Annotated in this window: 2 protein-coding genes; both read left to right on the top strand. The window is 64.1% G+C overall.

The genetic code is table 11. From position 1 onward, the window contains the following. Positions 1–7,767: a non-ribosomal peptide synthetase gene (locus HU725_RS16240; RefSeq protein WP_217872357.1), complete on the top strand. Its 7,767-nt coding sequence runs from the start codon at positions 1–3 to the stop codon at positions 7,765–7,767. Continuing rightward, positions 7,760–21,373 (top strand): non-ribosomal peptide synthase/polyketide synthase, encoded by a 13,614-nt coding sequence (locus tag HU725_RS16235; protein ID WP_217872356.1) that lies wholly within the window; start codon positions 7,760–7,762, stop codon positions 21,371–21,373. The genes HU725_RS16240 and HU725_RS16235 overlap by 8 nt, the downstream gene beginning before the upstream one ends. The last annotated feature ends 5 nt before the right edge of the window (positions 21,374–21,378 follow it).

Raw genomic sequence — 21,378 nt, 5'->3', positions numbered from 1 at the left:
ATGACCCGCAACACGACGCTGCGTATCGCTGAAAAGTTTATCGCGATGCCGCTCGAACAACGCCGCCAGTTCCTCACCAAGCTTGGCCAGCAGGGCAAGGACTTCGGCCTGCTGCCAATTCCAGTCAGCCGCCATGGCCTGCAGGCGATACCGCTGTCCTATGCCCAGCAACGCCTGCTGTTCCTTTGGCAGCTCGACCCGCAAAGCGCTGCCTATAACATGGCCGCTGGCCTACGCCTGCGCGGCGAGCTCGACGAGTGCCGCTTGCAAGCTGCTTTCGACACCCTGATCGAGCGCCACGAAGCGCTGCGCACGGTGTTCCAGGTCGATGGCGAGCAGCCGCTGCAACGGGTTTTGCCGCCAGCACCGCTGGCGCTGCGCCGGGTCGATCTTGGCAACGCTGACGAAACGGAGCTGGCGCGCGTGGTGCAGGACGAGGTCGCTCGCCCATTCGATCTGCTCAATGGGCCGCTGTTGCGGGCCAGCCTGTTGCGCCTGAGCGCGGATGAACAGGTGCTAGTGGTGTGCATGCACCACATCGTCAGTGACGGTTGGTCGATGGATGTGATGGTCCGCGAGTTCGTGCAGTGCTACCAGGGTGGCGCCCAGCAACTGCCAGCCCTGCCGCTGCAGTATGCCGACTACGCCGTGTGGCAGCGCCGTTGGTTGGAAGCCGGTGAGGGCGAGCGTCAGTTGCAGCATTGGTGCGAACAATTGGGTGATGAACACCCGCTGCTGGATGTGGCTGCCGATTTCCCGCGCCCACCGGTGCAGAGCCTGCAAGGGCAGACGCTGAAGTTCGATTTTGGCCAGCCTTTGTCGCAACGTCTGCGCGATGCTGCCCGGGCCCAGGGCGTGACCCTGTTCATGCTCATGTTGACCGGCTATGCGCTGTTCCTGTCGCGTCACAGTGGCCAGCGCGATATTCGCATCGGTGTGCCCAACGCCAACCGTGGGCGCGAAGAAGTCGAAGGCCTGATCGGTTTCTTCGTCAACACCCAGGTGCTGCGCTGTGTGGTTGATGAGCGCCTGTCTTTCAGTGAAATGCTGGTGCGGGTGCGCGAAGCGACCTTCGCCGCCCAGGCCAATCAGGAGTTGCCGTTCGAACAACTGGTGGAAGTGCTCGCGCCGCAGCGCAGCCTTGGCCACAACCCTTTGTTCCAGGCCAAGTTCAACCAGAACGTCGGCGTGCAGAAACAGACCGCGCTGCAGTTGCCAGGGCTTAGCGTCTGCGAGTACCCGCTGCGCAAAGAGGGCACCCACTTCGACCTCGCGTTGGACATCACCGACGACGGTAGCCTGATACAGGGCGAGATGACCTACGCCAGCGACCTGTACCAACGCGCCAGCATCGAGGGTTTCATCGAGGTGTTGCGCGGGCTGTTCCAGACGCTGCTGGACGCGCCAGATGCGCCGCTGCATAGCTTGGTAAAGGCGCCTGCCGCCCAGTCCATCAGCCAGGGTGCGCAGCCGGCTTTGGTGCTGCAACGCTGGGACGAGCAGGTGCGCCGTCAGCCCAACGGCCTGGCCGCAGTTTGTGCCGGGCAGCGGCTCAGCCATGGCGAACTGGACAAGCAGGCCAATCGCCTGGCGCAGCACTTGCGCAGGCTGGGCGTGGTCAGCGGTGCGCCGGTCGCCTTGTTGATGGACCGCTCACTGGACTGGCTAGTGTGCCTGCTGGGTACTTTAAAGGCAGGCGGCGTGTACATGCCGCTCGACACCAAGGCGCCCACCGAGCGCTTGCAGGGCATGCTGCAACGCAGCGGGGCGGCGGTGCTGCTGTGCGAGGCGAATGAAGCCCGCCAGCAGGTGTTGGCCGAAGCAGGATGCCAGGTGCAGGTTTACGCACCACAGTGCTGGGCCTCGCTGCCGGATCACGCGCCATCGAGCCATATCTTGGAAGCCGCACCGGCCTATGTAATCCATACCTCGGGCTCCACCGGCCAGCCCAAGGGTGTGCTGGTCAGCCATGGTGCGCTGGCCAGCTACATCGATGGCCTGTTGCACCGGCTGGACCTGGCGGCAGATGCCAGCATGGCGCTGGCCTCGACCATTGCTGCCGACCTTGGCCATACGGTGCTGTTCGGTGCCCTGTGCTCCGGGCGTACCCTGCATGTGTTGCCGCAAGCCTTGGGCTTGGATCCTGATGCCTTCGCTGCCTACATGGCTGAGCAGCGCATCGGCGTGCTGAAGATCGTTCCAAGCCACCTGAACGGCTTGTTGCAGGCCGCCAACCCTGCGCAGGTTCTACCTGAGCATGCCCTTATCGTGGGCGGCGAGGCCTGCTCACCTGCGCTGTACCAGCACGTGCGGGCGCTCAAGCCCAATTGCCGCTTCATCAACCACTATGGCCCCAGCGAAACAACGGTTGGTGTGCTGACCTATGAGCTGCACGGTGAAGCTCAACAAGCGGTACCCCTGGGCACAGCGCTGCCCGGTGCCAGCGTGTGGGTGCTCGACGATGTACTCAATGAGTCGCCAGCGCGGGTGGCCGGTGAACTGTACATTGGCGGCCAGAGCCTGGCCCATGGCTATCTCGGCCAGGCAGCACTGACCGCCGAACGTTTCGTGCCTGACCCATTCGGCGCACCGGGCGCGCGCCTGTACCGCAGTGGCGACCGTGTGCAGCGTGATGATGCAGGTTTGCTGCATTTCATCGGGCGTGCTGACGACCAGGTGAAGATCCGCGGCTATCGTGTGGAGCCGGGGGAGGTTGCCCGTGTGCTGCGCGGCCTGGCCGGAGTGCATGACGCCGTGGTGCTGGCGCTGCCGCAAGGGGATGAACCTACGCAATTGCAGTTGGTTGCCTGGTGCGTGCCAAGCAACCCTGCGCTGAAGGTCCAGACCCTGCGCGAGCAGTTGCAGGCACTGCTGCCCGACTACCTGGTGCCGGCCCATCTGCTGTTGCTCGAGCGCCTGCCGCTGACCGCCAATGGCAAGCTCGACCGCCGCGCACTGCCGCCGCCGCTGGCGCCGCTCAAACGGCAGGTTGCCCCTGGCAGCGCGCTGGAGGAGCAGCTACTGGCCATCTGGCAAGCGGTGCTCAAGCGTGACGATATCGGCGTTGAAGACAACTTCTTCGAGCTCGGCGGCGACTCCATCCTTAGCTTGCAGATCATCGCCCGGGCCAAGCGTCAGGGCATCAAGCTCAGCCCGCGCCAGCTGTTCGAAAAACAGACCATCGTTGAATTGGCCCAGGTTGCCAAGCTGGTCGATGCAGTGGCCAAGCCAGCCGCTGCAGCTCAGGTCAGCGGCAGCATGCCGTTGCTGCCGGTGCAGGCGCGTTTCTTCGAAATGTCTATGCGCCAGCCCGCGCACTATAACCAGGCCGTCATGCTGCAACCGCGCCAGGCGTTGCCGGCGAACATCGTCGAGCAGGCGCTGGCGCTGCTGATCGCTCAGCATGATGCCCTGCGCCTGGCGTTCAGCAATGTGGACGGCAGTTGGCGCGCCGAACACCGAACTCACGTACCTGATGGGCTGCTTTGGCATCGCCAGGTGGCCGATGCCGAGCACTTGCAGGCCATCGCCGAACAAGCCCAGGGCAATCTCGACCTGGCCCAAGGGCCACTGCTGCGCGCCGTGCTGTGCGACCTTGAGGAAGGGGGCCAGCGCCTGCTGCTGGTCATCCACCACCTGGTTGTGGACGGTGTTTCCTGGCGGGTGCTGCTGGAAGACCTGGAGCACGTCTGCAACGCCCTGCTGGCCGGGCGAGCACCGTCGCTGGCGGAAAAGGGCAGCGCCTTCAAGGCCTGGGCCGAGCGCCTGGCAAGCTGGGCCCAGGCGCCTGCCGTTGCTCAAGCACTGGCCTACTGGCAAGCGAGCCTTGACGGGCTAAGTGGCGAACTGCCTGCTGCCCGTTGCGACGCCAAGCTGCAAGTGCGCGACGCGCGTACCGTGCACTGCCGGTTGCCGGCCCACATCACCGAGCAGTTGCTGCAACAGGCGCCGGCTGCCTATCGCACGCAGGTCAACGACCTGCTGCTCACCGCGCTGGCGCGAGTGTTGTGCCGGTGGACTGGGCAGCCTAGTGCGTTGGTACAGTTGGAGGGCCATGGCCGCGAGGACCTGTTCGACGACGTTGACCTGAGCCGCTGCGTAGGCTGGTTCACCACGTTGTTCCCGGTTGCACTGACCCCGACCGATGACCTGGCAGGCTCGCTCAAAAGCATCAAGGAGCAGTTGCGCGCCGTGCCTGAGCGCGGGATGGGTTATGGCGTGCTGCGTTACCTTGGCAGCCAGGCGCAGCAGGCGGCGTTGCAAGCGTTGCCGCAAGCGCGGGTGACTTTCAACTACCTCGGCCAGTTCGACCAGGCCTTCGGTGACGAGCGGCTTTTCGCACCTGCGCTGGAAAGCGTCGGCCCTACCCAGGCAGCCGATGCCCCACTGGGCAACTGGCTGAGCGTCAATGGCCAGGTGCTGGGCGGTGAACTGGAGCTTGGCTTCACCTTCAGCCAGGCGATGTTCGACGAACCTGAGATCAGTGCGCTGGCAGGTGACTATGCGCGTGAACTCAGTGCCCTGGTCAGCCATTGCCTGGACGAGCAGGCTGGCGGTGCCACACCGGCCGACTTCCCACTGGCAGGCTTGAGCCAGGCGCAGCTCGATGCCCTGCCGGTCGACCTGCGACAGGTCGAGCAGATCTACCCGTTGGCGCCGATGCAGGAAGGCATGTTGTTCCATAGCCTGTACGACGGCCAGCCCAGCAGCTATGTCAACCGCCTGCGCCTGGACCTCGACGACCTGGACCCGGAACGGTTCATCCAGGCTTGGCAGCGGGCGCTGGACCAGCACGAGGCATTGCGCGCCGGGTTTGTCTGGGAGCAGGGCCTGGAAGCGCCACGCCAAGTGGTATTGCGCCATGTCGAGCTGCCGGTGCAGCGTTTCGACTGGGTTGGCGAGGCCGATATCGAAGCGCGCCTGCAAGCGCTGACGCAAGCCGAAACGCTGCGCGCTTTCGACCTTGGCCAAGCGCCGCTGCTGCGCCTGGTGCTTGTGCGCACAGGGCCACAGCGTCATCACCTGATCTACACCAGCCACCACATTCTCATGGACGGCTGGAGCAATTCGCTGCTGTTCGCGGCCGTGATGCAGGCATACGGCGGGCAACCTGCGGCGCCTTTGCAGGCACCGCGCAGCGACTACCTCGGTTGGTTGCAGCAGCAGGACCGTGCAGCTGCCGAGGCATTCTGGAAAGCCCAACTGCGGGATCTGGACGGCCCATCGCTGCTCGGCACCGGCCATGCTGCCAGCCAGTCGGGGCAGGGCGCGGTCGTGCTCGAGCTGGGCCAGGCATTGAGCCAGGGCCTCAAACGCTTCGCACAGGCTCAGCAGGTAACCCTCAACAGCGTGCTGCAGGCTGCCTGGGCGCTGCTGCTGCAGCGCCGTACCGGCCAGCGCCGGCCGTGCTTCGGTGCCACGGTGTCCGGGCGCCCAGCCGAGTTGCCGGGGATCGAGCAGCAGTTGGGCCTGTTCATCAACACTTTGCCGGTGGCGGCCGAGCCGCGAGGGCAGCTGACGGTTGCTGACTGGGTGCGCGAGATACAGGCGCTGAACCTGCGCCTGCGTGAGTACGAATTCCTGCCGTTGTATGCCATTCAGGCGGCGGCTGGGCGCAATGGCGAGGCATTGTTCGACAGCCTGCTGGTGTTCGAAAACTACCCATTGGCGCAGAGCCTGTCGGACAGCAGTGCCGGGCTGCGCCTTTCGGGGCTGCACTATCAGGAGTACAGCGGTTACCCGTTGACGCTGATTGCCGAAGCACGCGAACAGATGCAGTTGACCTTCGCTTTCCAGCGCCAGGTCTTCGTCGATGAGCAGGTGCAGCAGATTGCAGCCGAGCTACGTCATCTGCTGGAAGGCTTTGCCACTGCGCCGCAGGCGTTGATAGGCAGTTTCGGGCTGGTGAATTCGGCGGACTACTCACGCATCGTGCAGGGCTGGAACGCCACGGCGCGCAATTACCCAGGCACGCCTTATGTGCACCAGTTGTTCGAGCAGCAAGCCGCCCGTCAACCGCAGGCCCCAGCCCTGAGCTTCGCCGACCGTACCCTGAGCTATGCCGAACTGAACACCCAAGCCAACCGCCTGGCCCAGCACCTGCGCGGCATGGGCGTAGGCCCGGATGTACTGGTGGGCATCGCCGCCGAGCGTTCGATTGAAATGGTGGTCGGCCTGCTGGCGGTGCTCAAGGCCGGTGGCGCCTATGTGCCGCTGGACCCTGAATACCCCCAGGACCGCCTGGCCTATATGTTCCAAGACAGCGGTATCGCCTTGCTGTTGACCCAGGCGCACCTGCGCGAAGGCCTGCCGATTCCCGAAGGCTTGAGCGTGCTCGATCTGGACCGGGCCCAGGCCTGGCAAGGCCTGGATGCCGGCAACCTGAACGTAGCGCTGCACCCGGAGAACCTCGCCTACGTCATCTACACCTCCGGCTCCACGGGCAAACCCAAAGGCGCCGGCAACCGCCATGTCGCCTTGCACAACCGCCTGGCCTGGATGCAGGAGGCTTATCAGCTGTCAGCCGCAGACAGCGTGTTGCAGAAGACGCCGTTCAGCTTCGATGTGTCGGTGTGGGAGTTCTTCTGGCCGCTAAGCGAAGGCGCGCGCCTGGTGATGGCGCTGCCCGGTGACCACCGCGACCCGGCGCGCCTGGCCGAGCTGATCACCCGCGAGCGCATCAGCACGCTGCACTTCGTGCCGTCGATGCTGCAGGCCTTTGTCGGCGATGAAAACGCCGCCCGCTGCACCTCGCTGCAACGGATCATCTGCTCCGGCGAAGCCCTGCCGGTGGAGCTGCAACGCCAGACCCTGGCGCTGTTGCCGCACAGCGGTTTGTACAACCTGTATGGCCCGACCGAAGCGGCCATCGACGTGACCCACTGGACGTGCGTGGAAGAAGGCAAGGACGCCGTGCCGATCGGGCAACCCATCGCCAACTTGCAGACCTACGTGCTGGACGCTGAGTTGAACCCTGTCAGCCCCGGTGTGACCGGCGAGCTGTACCTGGGCGGTGTTGGCCTGGCACGCGGTTACCACCGGCGCCCGTCACTGACCGCTGAGCGCTTCGTCACCAGCCCATTTGGCGCAGGCCAGCGGCTGTACCGCACGGGCGACCTGGCCCGCCAGCGGGAGGGCGGGGTGATCGAATACGCCGGGCGTATCGACCACCAGGTGAAGATCCGCGGCCTGCGCATCGAACTGGGCGAGATCGAAGCGCGCCTGCAAGAGCAGGCTGACGTGCGCGAAGCGGTGGTGGTGGCCGCCGAAGGACAGCTGGTGGCGTATCTGGTCGCTGAACAGCCTGACAGCCTGGCGGCGATCAAGGCACACCTGGCCGCCGTGCTGCCGGACTACATGGTGCCAAGCCAGTGGGTGCTGCTCGAGCGCATGCCGCTGTCGCCCAACGGCAAGCTCGACCGCAAGGCCTTGCCCAAACCGCAGCTGGGCCAGTCCTCACGCGAATACCAGGCGCCGCAGAGCGAACTGGAGCAACGCCTGGCCGGCATCTGGCAGGACGTGCTGAAGGTCGAGCGGGTGGGCTTGAACGACAACTTCTTCGAGCTGGGCGGGCATTCGCTGCTGATGGTGCGCCTGGTTTCCCGGATCAAGAGCGAGTTGTCCATCGAGTTGCCGATCCAGCACGCCTACCTCGCCGAGAACCTTGCCGCCATGACGGCCTTGGTTGCAGGCCAAGCAAGCCCGTTAGAGCAAGACTACGACGCGATTTTTGACGCCTTGGACGAACTGGAGGCATTTGATGCTTAAGCAAGGGACCCAACAGGGCAATGAGCTGGTCCAGCGGATCAGCGGGCTAGGCCATGACAAGCGCGTGGCACTGTTCAAGCGACTGTTGGAGAAGGGTATCGATCTGGGCCGCCTCCCCATCGTGCCGCTGGCCGACGGCGAAATGCCCCGTCTCTCTTACGCCCAGCAACGCCAGTGGGTGCTCTGGCAGCTGGACCCGGAGGGCGCTGCCTACAATATGGTGACCGTGTTGCGCTTGCGCGGGGCACTTGACCTTGACGCCCTGCGCCAGTCCTTCGCTGATCTTGCAGCACGGCATCAGACGCTGCGCACGCGCATTTTCATCGATGGCGATGGCCAGCCCCGCCAATGCATCGACCCCGTTGGAGCGGTGGCGGTCGATACGCGCAGTTTGCTGCACGCCGATGAGGTGGCGTTGTTGGCTGCCATCGAGGCAGAGGCCACCGGCCCGTTCGATCTGGAGGCAGGCCCTTTGCTGCGGGTAGCGCTGCTAGAGGTGAGCGAGACGGACAGGGTCTTGGTGTTGACTCAGCACCATATCGTCTCTGACGGCTGGTCCATGCAGCTGATGGTCGACGAGCTGATCACCTTCTATCAGGCACATTGCCAAGGCCATGCGGCTCAACTGCCGCCCTTGCCGATTCAGTATGCCGATTACGCCGCCTGGCAGCGCCAATGGCTGGCCGCTGGTGAGCGCGAGCGGCAACTGAGCTATTGGACGCAACGGCTGGTCGGCGAGCAAGGCCCGCTCGAGTTGCCGTTCGACCGCCCGCGGCCTGCGCGTCGCAGCAGCCAGGGTAGCCGCGAGATTCTCCAATTGCATCCGCCGTTGCTGCAAGGCGTGCGGCAGTTGGCCCAGGCCCAGGGCTGCACACCGTTCATGGTGTTGCTGGCATCCTTCCAGCTATTGCTGCACCGCTACAGTGGCCAGCAAGACATCCGTGTTGGGGTGCCTTCGGCCAACCGCAACCGCGCCGAAACCGAGCGCCTATTGGGCTTCTTCGTCAACACCCAAGTACTGCGTGCGGACATCGATGCCCAAGCGAGCTTCCTCGACCTGCTCAAACAAGTGCGCCGGGCGTCCTTGGAGGCACAGGCCCATCAAGACCTGCCGTTCGAACAACTGGTCGAAGCCTTGCAGCCAGAGCGCAGCCTGAGTCACAGCCCGCTGTTCCAGGTGATGTTCAACTATCAGGTGAGCGATGGGGCTATCGATGAAGGCCTGAAACTGCCGGGTTTGGAAGTGGCGCAGATGCAGTGGGCCATGCCCACCGCGCAGTTCGATCTGAGCTTGGATTGTACTGAACACCCGCAAGGCCTCAGTGCATCGCTGATCTACTCGACCGACCTGTTCGATGCCCCGCGCATCCAGCGCATGGGCGTGCACTGGCAGAACCTATTGCGAGCAATCATCGCCAGTCCAACACAACGTATGGGCGATTTGCCCATGCTGCAGGATGACGAGCGAGCGCTTGCGATCACCGGTTGGAATGCCACGGCGCGCAATTACCCAGGCACGCCTTATGTGCACCAGTTGTTTGAGCAGCAAGCCGCCCGTCAACCGCAGGCCCCAGCACTGAGCTTCGCCGACCGTACCCTGAGCTATGCCGAACTGAACACCCAAGCCAACCGCCTGGCCCAGCACCTGCGTGGCATGGGCGTAGGCCCGGATGTACTGGTGGGCATCGCCGCCGAGCGTTCGATTGAAATGGTGGTCGGCCTGCTGGCGGTGCTCAAGGCCGGTGGCGCCTATGTGCCGCTGGACCCTGAGTACCCCCAGGACCGCCTGGCCTATATGTTCCAAGACAGCGGTATCGCCTTGCTGTTGACCCAGTCGCACCTGCGCGAAGGCCTGCCGATTCCCGAAGGCTTGAGCGTGCTCGATCTGGACCGGGCCGAGGCCTGGCAAGGCCTGGATGCCGGCAATCTGAACGTAGCGCTGCACCCGGAAAACCTCGCCTACGTCATCTACACCTCCGGCTCCACGGGCAAACCCAAAGGCGCCGGCAACCGCCATGTCGCCTTGCACAACCGCCTGGCCTGGATGCAGGAGGCTTATCAGCTGTCAGCCGCAGACAGCGTGTTGCAGAAGACGCCGTTCAGCTTCGATGTGTCGGTGTGGGAATTCTTCTGGCCGCTGAGCGAAGGCGCGCGCCTGGTGATGGCGCTGCCTGGTGACCACCGCGACCCGGCGCGCCTAGCCGAGCTGATCACCCGCGAGCGCATCAGCACGCTGCACTTCGTGCCGTCGATGCTGCAGGCCTTTGTCGGCGATGAAAACGCCGCCCGCTGCACCTCGCTGCAACGGATCATCTGCTCCGGCGAAGCCCTGCCGGTGGAGCTGCAACGCCAGACCCTGGCGCTGTTGCCGCACAGCGGTTTGTACAACCTGTATGGCCCAACCGAAGCGGCCATCGACGTGACCCACTGGACGTGCGTGGAAGAAGGCAAGGACGCCGTGCCGATCGGGCAACCCATCGCCAACTTGCAGACCTATGTGCTGGACGCTGAGCTGAACCCTGTCAGCCCCGGTGTGACCGGCGAGCTGTACCTGGGCGGTGTCGGCCTGGCACGCGGTTACCACCGGCGCCCGTCACTGACCGCCGAGCGCTTCGTCACCAGCCCATTTGGCGCAGGCCAGCGGCTGTACCGCACGGGCGACCTGGCCCGCCAGCGGGAGAACGGGGTGATCGAATACGCCGGGCGTATCGACCACCAAGTGAAGATCCGCGGCCTGCGTATCGAACTGGGCGAGATCGAAGCGCGCCTGCAAGAGCAGGCTGGCGTGCGCGAAGCGGTGGTGGTGGCCGCCCATGGCCCAAGCGGCAAGCAACTGGTGGCCTATGTAGTGCCGGAGCCAACCTCGCTGGCACGCGCTGAAGCTGAGATCCAGGGGGGGTACCTGCAAGGCGTCAAGGCGCAGCTGCTGGAAGCGTTGCCAGATTACATGGTCCCCGCGCAATGGATGTTGCTGGAGCAGATGCCGCTGTCGCCCAACGGCAAGCTCGACCGCAAGGCGCTGCCTAAGCCGGACCCTGCGCAAACGCGCACCGAATACCAGGCGCCTGGAAACGACCTCGAGCAACGTCTGGCCTTTATCTGGCAGGACGTACTGCGTGTGCAGCAGATAGGTATCGACGACAATTTCTTCGAGCTGGGCGGTGATTCGATCATTTCCATCCAGATCGTCAGCCGGGCGCGCCAGGCCGGCATCCGCTTGGCCCCACGTGACCTGTTCCAGCACCAGAGTATCCGCCGCCTGGCAACAGTTGCACAGTTGAGCGAAACCTTGCAGATCGACCAGGGCCCGGTGCTTGGTGATGCACCGTTACTCCCGATCCAGCAAGCTTTCTTCGCCAGTGAAGTACCCAACCGACAGCACTGGAACCAGTCATTACTGCTGGCTCCGGCCGAGCCGCTGGACAGCCAACGGTTGACCACTGCGCTGGCCGCACTGCTGCTGCACCATGATGCGCTGCGCCTGCGTTATCGCCAGGTCGAGGGAGCCTGGGTACAGACCCATCAGCCACAGGCGAGCGCCGAAGGGCTCATCTGGACCCACCAGTTGCGCAGCCTTGATGATCTGCCGGCGTACTGCACCGAGGTGCAACGCAGCCTGGACCTGACCGCAGGCCCGATGCTGCGCCTTGCATTGATGACCCTGCCAGACGGTACCCAGCGCCTGCTGCTGGCTGTTCACCACTTGGTTATCGATGGCGTCTCCTGGCGTATTCTGCTGGAGGATCTGCAAACCGCCTACCGTCAACTGCAAGCGGGGCAGGCGCTGCAATTACCGGCCAAGACCACCGCTTACAAGGCCTGGGGCGAACGCCTGAGGCAACATGCCCGTTCCGAATCCATGGCCCAGCAGCTCAGTTACTGGCAGCGTGTGCTCGATGGTGCGCCACAGGATCTGCCGCGCGACAACCCCGACGGCGCCATGGACAACCAGCATGCGCGCAGCATAACTACCCGCCTGGACGCCACCCGTACCCGTCAACTGCTGCAAGAAGCGCCCGCGGCGTACCGTACCCAGGTCAACGACCTGCTGCTGACAGCCTTGGCGCAGGTGATCTGTGCCTGGAGCGGCGAGTCATCGGCGCTGGTACAGCTTGAAGGGCACGGCCGCGAGGACCTGTTCAGCGATATCGACCTGTCGCGCACGCTGGGGTGGTTCACCAGTATGTTCCCGGTGCGCCTGACGCCGGCCGGCGAGCTTGCCGCGTCCATCAAAGCCATCAAGGAACAACTGCGCGCTACCCCGGACAAAGGCCTGGGGTACGGCCTGCTGCGCCACCTGGGCAGCGCGCAGGCGCGTTCAGCCCTGGCAGCCTTGGCACAGCCGCGCATCACCTTCAACTACCTAGGGCAGTTCGATGGTGATTTCGCCGAGGGCGCGCTTTGGGTGCCCGCCCACGAAGGGCGTGGTGCCGGGCAAGATGCCCGGGCACCGCTGGGCAATTGGTTGAGCGTCGATGGCCAGGTGTTTGCTGGCGAGTTGAGCTTGAACTGGACCTACAGCAGCCAGATGTATACCGAGGCGACCATCACGCGACTGGCCCAAGCCTATCAACACGCCCTGGAGACGTTGATCGCACATTGCCTGGCACCCGCCCACGCCGGCCTGACGCCTAGCGATGTACCGTTGGCCAAGCTTGACCAGGCCCAGCTCGATGCATTGGCGCTGCCTGCTCGAGCGATCGCCGATATCTACCCGCTGTCACCGATGCAGCAAGGCATGCTGTTCCACAGCGTGTATGAAGCCAATGGCCGCGCTTACCTCAACCAGATGCGCTTGGATATCCGTGGCCTGGACATCGAGCGCTTCGCCAGTGCCTGGCAGCAGGCGGTCGACCGTCACGAACTGTTGCGCGCAGGTTTCCTCTGGGATGCCGGGCTGGATGCTCCGCGTCAGGTGATACACCGCCAGGCAAGCCTGGAAATCAACGTCGAGGATGCCGACGAGGTGACTGCCAGCCTGCTTGATGAGCGTGCTCGTCAGGAGTTGGAGCGCGGTTTCGACCTCGCCTGCCCACCGCTGTTGCGCCTTTGCCTGGTACGCACCGGCGTTGCAAGCCACCACCTGATCTACACCAGCCACCACATCCTGATGGATGGTTGGAGTAACTCCCGCCTGCTCGGCGAGGTACTGCAAACTTATGCCGGCCAGGCTGTTCTCGCGCCTGAAGGTCGTTACCAGGACTACCTGGCATGGTTGCTTGGGCAAGACCAAGCGGCCAGTCATGGCTTCTGGCAAGGCCAGTTGGCGCCTTTGGAAGAGCCCACCCGGCTGGCGCTGGCCTGCGCTCGGACGGATCTGGCCAAACCAGGCCAGGCCCTGCACAGTGCCCGGCTGGACGTTGAACAGACTGGCCGACTGCAGGCGTTCGCCAGGCAGCAACAGATAACCTTGAACACCTTGGTGCAGTCTGCATGGTTGCTGCTGTTGCAGCGCTACACCGGCCAGCGCACGGTTGCGCTGGGTGCCACCGTATCCGGTCGCCCCGTTGAGCTGCCTGGAATCGAGCAGCAACTGGGCCTGTTCATCAACAGCTTGCCAGTGATTGCCACACCGGATGGCGCGCTCAGCGTTGCCCAATGGGCCCAGGTGGTGCAAGCACAGAACCTGGCCTTGCGTGATCATGAGCATACGCCGCTGGCAGATGTGCAACGCTTGGCCGGGCGCAACGGCGAGGCGCTGTTCGACACGCTGCTGGTGTTCGAAAACTACCCGGTTTCCGAAGCCCTGCAGGCTGCGCCAGGCGACCTTGCCTTCAGCAATCTGCGTTACAGCGAGCAGAGCGGTTATCCCTTGACTCTGATCGCCCAGGTCGGTGATGAGCTGGAGCTGGCCTTCCATTACCTGACTCAGCACTTTGCCGAGCCGAGCATTCGCCGCATGGCCGGGCAATTGTCCCAGTTGCTGCTGCAGTTCATGGCTCAGCCCGACAGCCCCCTGGGTGAACTTGCGTTGTTACAGGAAAGCGATCGCCAGCAGGTGGTCGAGCAGTGGAACGCCACGGCGCGCACTTACCCAGGCACGCCTTATGTGCACCAGTTGTTCGAGCAGCAAGCCGCCCGTCAACCGCAGGCCCTAGCCCTGAGCTTCGCCGACCGTACCCTGAGCTATGCCGAACTGAACACCCAAGCCAACCGCCTGGCCCAGCACCTGCGCGGCATGGGCGTAGGCCCGGATGTACTGGTGGGCATCGCCGCCGAGCGTTCGATTGAAATGGTGGTCGGCCTGCTGGCGGTGCTCAAGGCCGGTGGCGCCTATGTGCCGCTGGACCCTGAATACCCCCAGGACCGCCTGGCCTATATGTTCGAAGACAGCGGCATTGCCTTGCTGTTGACCCAGTCGCACCTGCGCGAAGGCCTGCCGATTCCCGCAGGCTTGAGCGTGCTCGATCTGGACCGGGCCGAGGCCTGGCAAGACCTGGATGCCGGCAACCTGAACATAGCGCTGCACCCGGAGAACCTCGCCTACGTCATCTACACCTCCGGCTCCACGGGCAAACCCAAAGGCGCCGGCAACCGCCATGTCGCCTTGCACAACCGCCTGGCCTGGATGCAGGAGGCTTATCAGCTGTCCGCCGCAGACAGCGTGTTGCAGAAAACGCCGTTCAGCTTCGATGTGTCGGTGTGGGAGTTCTTCTGGCCGCTGAGCGAAGGCGCGCGCCTGGTGATGGCGCTGCCCGGTGACCACCGCGACCCGGCGCGCCTGGCCGAGCTGATCACCCGCGAGCGCATCAGCACGCTGCACTTCGTGCCGTCGATGCTGCAGGCCTTTGTCGGCGATGAAAACGCCGCCCGCTGCACCTCGCTGCAACGGATCATCTGCTCCGGCGAAGCCCTGCCGATGGAGCTGCAACGCCAAACCCTGGCGCTGTTGCCGCACAGCAGTTTGTACAACCTGTATGGCCCGACCGAAGCGGCCATCGACGTGACCCACTGGACGTGCGTGGAAGAAGGCAAGGACGCCGTGCCGATCGGGCAACCCATCGCCAACTTGCAGACCTACGTGCTGGACGCTGAGTTGAACCCTGTCAGCCCCGGTGTGACCGGCGAGCTGTACCTGGGCGGTGTTGGCCTGGCACGCGGTTACCACCGGCGCCCGTCACTGACCGCTGAGCGCTTCGTCACCAGCCCATTTGGCGCAGGCCAGCGGCTGTACCGCACGGGCGACCTGGCCCGCCAGCGGGAGGGCGGGGTGATCGAATACGCCGGGCGTATCGACCACCAGGTGAAGATCCGCGGCCTGCGCATCGAACTGGGCGAGATCGAAGCGCGCCTGCAAGAGCAGGCTGACGTGCGCGAAGCCGTGGTGGTGGCCGCCGAAGGACAGCTGGTGGCGTATCTGGTCGCTGAACAGCCTGACAGCCTGGCGGCGATCAAGGCACACCTGGCCGCCGTGCTGCCGGACTACATGGTGCCTAGCCAGTGGGTGCTGCTCGAGCGCATGCCGCTGTCGCCCAACGGCAAGCTCGACCGCAAGGCCTTGCCCAAACCGCAGCTGGGCCAGTCCTCACGCGAATACCAGGCGCCGCAAAGCGAACTGGAGCAACGCCTGGCCGGCATCTGGCAGGACGTGCTGAAGGTCGAGCGGGTTGGCCTGAACGACAACTTCTTCGAGCTCGGTGGTGATTCCATCGTCTCGATTCAGTTGGTTAGCCGCGCCCGTCAGCAAGGCCTGCACTTCACGCCAAAAGACGTTTTCGAGCTTCAGACCCTGCAGCGTTTGGCCGGTGTCACTGAACAAGGGCAGGCCAGCCAGGCCGAGCAAGGGCCGGTGACTGGCGAGGCCCCGTTGCTGCCGATTCAGCGGCTGTTCTTCGACACCGAGATCAAGGCCCGTGATCACTGGAACCAGGCCCTGGTGCTAGAGCCAATCGACGCCTTGGATGCCGAGGTACTGAGCGCTGCGCTGGCACAGGTCACCCTGCACCACGATGCCCTGCGTCTGCGCTATCGCAGAGGCGCCGAAGGCTGGGTGCAGTATCATGCCGACGTCGATCAGGCCGTGCAGTTGGACTGTGTGCAGGTCGGTGACTTTGCGCAGGTTGCCGCTGAGGCTCAGCGCAGCCTGTCGCTTGAGCACGGGCCAGTGTGCCGTGTGCTCTTGGCCAGCCTGGCCGATGGCAGCCAACGTTTGCTATTGGTAGCCCACCACCTGGTCATTGATGGTGTGTCCTGGCGCATTCTGCTGGAGGACTTGCAAAGCGCTTACCAGCAGTTGCTACAAGGCCAGGCGCTGCGCCTGCCAGCCAAAACCAGCGCCTACAAGGTCTGGGGCGAGAAACTGGTCGCCCATGCGCAATCGGCGCAGCTGCGTGCCGAGCTCAGCTACTGGCAGGCCCAGCTTGCCGAGGGCGCAGAAGGCATCACGGCCGACCACCCTGATGGCAGCCAGGCCAAACGCCATGCCCGAACCCACACCAGCCGTTTCGACACTGCCCTGACCCGCGCGTTGCTGCAACAGGCGCCAGCGGCCTATCGTACGCAGGTCAACGATTTGTTGCTGACCGCCCTGGCCCAGGCCCTATGTACGTGGAGCGGCGAGGCCTCGGCGTTGGTGCAGTTGGAGGGGCACGGGCGCGAAGCGATGTTCGACGGCATCGATCTGTCGCGTACCCTAGGTTGGTTCACCAGCCTGTATCCAGTGCGCCTGCAGCCTGGCGCCGATATCGGCGCCTCGATCAAACGCATCAAGGAACAACTGCGCAATGTGCCCAACAAAGGCCTAGGCTATGGCTTGCTACGCCACCTGGGTGCGCTGGCTGACCGTGAAGCATTGGCAGCCCTGCCTCAGCCGCGTATCACCTTCAACTACCTTGGCCAGTTCGATGCAGGCTCTGCAGAGCATGCCTTGTGGCGCCTGGCCCAGGAGTCGGCCGGTAGCGGTATCGACGAGGATGCCCCCCTGGGCAACTGGTTGAACCTTGATGGCCAGGTTCACCAAGGCGAGTTGAGCCTGAGCTGGACTTACAGCGCATGCACTTTCGAGCCAGGCCGGGTTCAAGCGCTGGCAGACGCCTTCGAAAGCGCTTTGCGGGCACTGGTTGAGCATTGCTTGCAACCGGGCAACCACGGCGTGACGCCTGGGGATTTCCCGCTGGCCGGGCTCGATCAGGCCCAGCTCGATGCCTTGCCTGTTGCGGTACCAGATATCGAAGACCTGTACGCTCTGTCACCGATGCAGGAGGGCATGCTGTTCCATACGCTGTCCGACAATGGTTCGGCGTTGTACGTGAACCAGGTCTGTCTGCCGGTGGAGGGCCTGGATCCACAACGCTTCGCGCAGGCCTGGCAGCGCGTCATGGCACGCCACGATATCCTGCGCACCAGTTTTCACTGGCAAGGGCTGCCGCGCCCAGTGCAGGTTGTGCATCGCCAGGCTCGCCTGGACTTCGAGCTGCTCGACTGGCGCGGCGAGGCGGTAGACCAGCAACGGCTGGCCGAGCGCTTCGAAGCGCAATGCGCCCGTGGCTTTGACTTGACCTGCGCGCCGTTGCAGCGTTTGCTGCTGATCCGCGTTGCCGAGCACAGCTATCACTTGGCCTGGACCAGCCACCACATTCTCATGGATGGCTGGTCCAGCTCGCAGTTGTTTGGCGAGGTGATGGAGCAGTATCACCATGGCAGCAGCAGCGCTGAGGTGGGCCGCTATCGCGACTTCATCGGCTGGCTGCAGCGCCAGGACCAGGGCGCCCTCGAGCGCTTCTGGAAAGGCCGCCTGCAACGCCTGGACGAGCCGACTTCCCTGAGCCAAGCCATGCATCCGCGCCATGTCAGCGACGAACAGGGCCACCATGCGCTGTACACCCGCTGGGATGAGGAACGCACCGCGCGCCTGCATCAACGTTGCCGCGAGCTGCGCATCACCGCCAACACCCTGGTGCAAGGTGCCTGGCTGCTGTTGCTGCAGCGCTATACCGGCCAGGCAGCGCCTTGCTTCGGCGCAACGGTGGCCGGTCGCCCTGAAGGCCTGACAGGGGCCGACCGAATGCTGGGCCTGTTCATCAACACCCTCCCGGTCATCGGCCGAATGGACCCTCAGCAGCCATTGCTTGACTGGTTGCAGGCCCTGCAGCACGACAACCTGGAACTGCGCGAGCACGCCCATGTGCCGCTGGCCGACGTGCAGCGGTGGTCGGGGCAGGGAGGCCAGCCGTTGTTCGACAGCATCATCGTCTTCGAGAACTACCCGATCGATCAGCGCCTGGGTGACAGCGCCGCCAGTGGCTTGAGCTTTGGGCAGTCGTCCAACCACGATGTCACCAACTTCCCCATGGACCTGGCGGTGCACCTGGGTGAGCAGTTGTCGATCGAATACCTGTACCTGCGCGGTTGTTTCAGCGAACCGGCGGTGCAGAGCATTCGTGAAACGATGGAGCACCTGCTCGAAGAAATGCTCGCCAATGCGCACGTCGCGCTGGGTGATTTGCAGCGCTTGCCGCAGGCGCAGCGCACCGCGCTGCACTGCTGGAGCGCCCAACCCGGCCGTAGCTGGCAGGCGCAATCATTGGTCGAGCTGATTGCTCGGCATGCCGTGCAGCGTCCACATGCAGTGGCGGTGCAGTGCGGCGCAGAGCAGCTCGATTACCTGCAGTTGGAGCGGTCTGCCAATCGCCTGGCCAACCGGTTGCAGGCGCTGGGGGCCGGCCCTGAATGTGTGATTGGGGTAGCCCTGCCACGTTCGGTGCGAACCCTGGTGACATTGTTGGCGGTGATGAAGACAGGCGCTGCCTACCTGCCTCTGGACGTCGACTACCCTGCCGAGCGCCTGGCGTACATGGTCGAGGACTCTGGGATGGCGTTGCTGGTGACTGAGGGTGCCTTGCAGGCGCGGATACCCGCACCGGCTAATCTTCAAAGGGTACTGCTCGACGCCGCCGATGAGGGCCAATGGCAGGATACCGCGCCGCCGTCGCAAGCCCTGCCAGGCAACCTGGCTTACCTGATCTACACCTCAGGTTCCACTGGCCGGCCGAAAGGCGTAGCAGTCCCGCAAGGGCCGCTCAGCATGCATTGCCAGGCTATCGCCGAGCTGTACGAGATGCAGCCAGGCGTGCGCGAGTTGCACTTCATGTCATTCGCTTTCGACGGCGCCCACGAGCGCTGGCTGACCACGCTGATGGTGGGAGGCACGCTGGTGATTCGCGATGGCAGTTTGTGGACCCCAGAGCAGACTTGCCAGGTATTGCACGAGCAACGTATCGACATCGCCTGCTTCCCACCGGCTTACCTCAAGCAGATCGCCGAGTATGTCGAAGGCAGCAGTACGCCCGCGCCGCCTGTGAGCATTTACTGCTTCGGCGGTGATGCAGTGCCGGAGCGCAGCTTCGAGCAGGTTCGCGCGGCGCTGCGCCCACGCTACTTCACCAATGGCTATGGCCCCACCGAAACCGTGGTAACTCCGTTGCTTTGGAAAGCGGCGAGCGATGAGCCTTGCGGCGCCGACTATGCGCCCATTGGCCGTGCTGTGGGCGAGCGCAGCCTGCATGTGTTGGACGAGCAGCTCAATCCGTTGCCGGTGGGCTTGGCCGGTGAACTGTACATCGGTGGCGAGGGGGTTGCCCGTGGCTATCAGAACCGGCCCGGGCAGAGCGCCGAACGCTTCGTGCCGGACCCGTTCGGTAGCCCAGGCGGGCGGTTGTACCGCACCGGTGACCTGGTGCGCCTGCGCGAGGATGGCATCCTTGATTACCTGGGGCGGATCGACCAGCAGGTGAAGATACGCGGTTTCCGCATCGAGCTGGGCGAAGTCGAAGCTGCGCTGCGCCGTGAGGCAGGTGTGCGGGATGCTTTGGTAATCGCCCGGGACAGTGCCTCGGGCAAGCAGTTGGTGGGGTACGTGGTGGGCGAGCATTCACTGTCAGGTGACAGCCTTAAAACGGCCCTGCGCGCCACCTTGCCTGACTGGATGGTGCCGGTGCAGGTCATGGTCATGGCCACCTTCCCGGTCACCCCCAACGGCAAGCTCGATCGCAAAGCGCTGCCGGAGCCAAGCTTCCAGCAGCAGGCTTATGTGGCGCCTCGCAATCTCCAAGAGCAACTGCTGGCTGAGGTCTGGGCGCAGGTGCTGCAGGTCGAGCAAGTCGGTATCGAAGACAACTTCTTCGAACTGGGCGGTGACTCGATCCTCAGCCTGCAAGTGGTTTCACGGGTCAAGAACCACCCTGTGCTGAACCTGGACTTGAAACTACGCGATCTGTTGCGTTATCAGACTATCGTCGGCATCTGCGAGCGTCCGGCTGAAGCAGCCAGTGGCCCAGTCGAGGACAACAGCCGTGAGGTCAGGGAAGGCGCATTCCGCCTGCTGCCGATTCAGGAGTGGCTGTTCGCCGAAGAAATGCGCGAGCCGCAGCACTTCAATCAGGCGCTGATGCTCAAGGCCCGTGGTTCGCTCGACCTGGATGCGTTGGAGCAAGCCCTGGGGATAATCGAGCGGCACCACGATTCACTGCGCCTGCGCTTTACCCGGGACAGTGGCCGCTGGCTGCAGCATTATTGTGCCGAGCACCTCAGCGCGCCGCAGCTGTGGCGGCGCGAAGCCGCCGATGCACAGGCGCTGGAGCGATTGGCCAACCAAGCGCAACGCAGCCTGGACTTGGCCGACGGGCCGATGTGGCGTGCCATGCACGTGAGCATGGCCGATGGCCAGGCACGACTGCTGCTGGTCATCCACCATCTGGTGGTGGACGCCGTGTCGTGGCGTGTGTTGCTCGAAGACTTGCGCAGCGCTTACGAGGCTTGCTGCCAAGGGCAGGAACCTCGCCTGCCCATGCGTAGCAGCAGCTACCGCACTTGGGTTGAACATCTGGCCCAGGATGCCGGGCGGATCGCCGCCGAGCAAGCCGACTGGTGGCTACAGCAACTGGACCGCCCGGTTCAGGAGTTGCCTTGCGACAACCCTCGTGGTCGCAACCAGGTCAGTGAACAGGCGGTGGCCAGGGTCGTGCTGGACATCAGCTCGACCAGCCGCCTGCTCAAGCAAGCGCCTGCTGCCTATGGCACGCAGATCAACGACCTGTTGCTGACTGCCTTGGGCCGCGTGCTGTGCCGCTGGAGCGAGCAGGAGTCGGTGCTGGTGCAACTGGAGGGGCATGGCCGCGAAGACTTGTTCGAGAACATCGACTTGTCGCGCACGCTGGGCTGGTTCACCAGCATGTTCCCGGTACGTCTGCAGCCAGAGAGGGATATGGGCGACTCGATCCTGGCCATTCAGGGGCAACTGCAAGCTGTGCCGAACAAAGGCATCGGTTATGGCGTGCTGCGTTACCTGGGCGAGCCTGATTTGAGAGAACGCTTGGCCCGCTTGCCGCAGGCCCGAGTCACCTTCAACTACCTGGGCCAGTTCGACCAGAGCTTTGACGACAAGGCGCTGCTGGTGCCCGCTGGCGAAGGTACGGGGGACTGCTACAGCCCCGCTGCACGTCTTGGCAACTGGCTGGAAATCATCGGCCAGGTCTATGACGGCTGCCTGGCGTTGCGCTGTGTGTACAGCACGCGCCGTTACCGTCCCGAAACGGTGCAGACGTTGATGGACGACTACTGCAACGAGCTTGAGCTGTTGGTCGAGCACTGCCTGCAACGTCTGGGCTGATCCTT

The organism is Pseudomonas promysalinigenes, from assembly GCF_014269025.2.
GTDB classification, from domain to species: Bacteria; Pseudomonadota; Gammaproteobacteria; order Pseudomonadales; family Pseudomonadaceae; genus Aquipseudomonas; species Aquipseudomonas promysalinigenes.
This window is presented reverse-complemented; position numbering and strand designations above follow the sequence as displayed.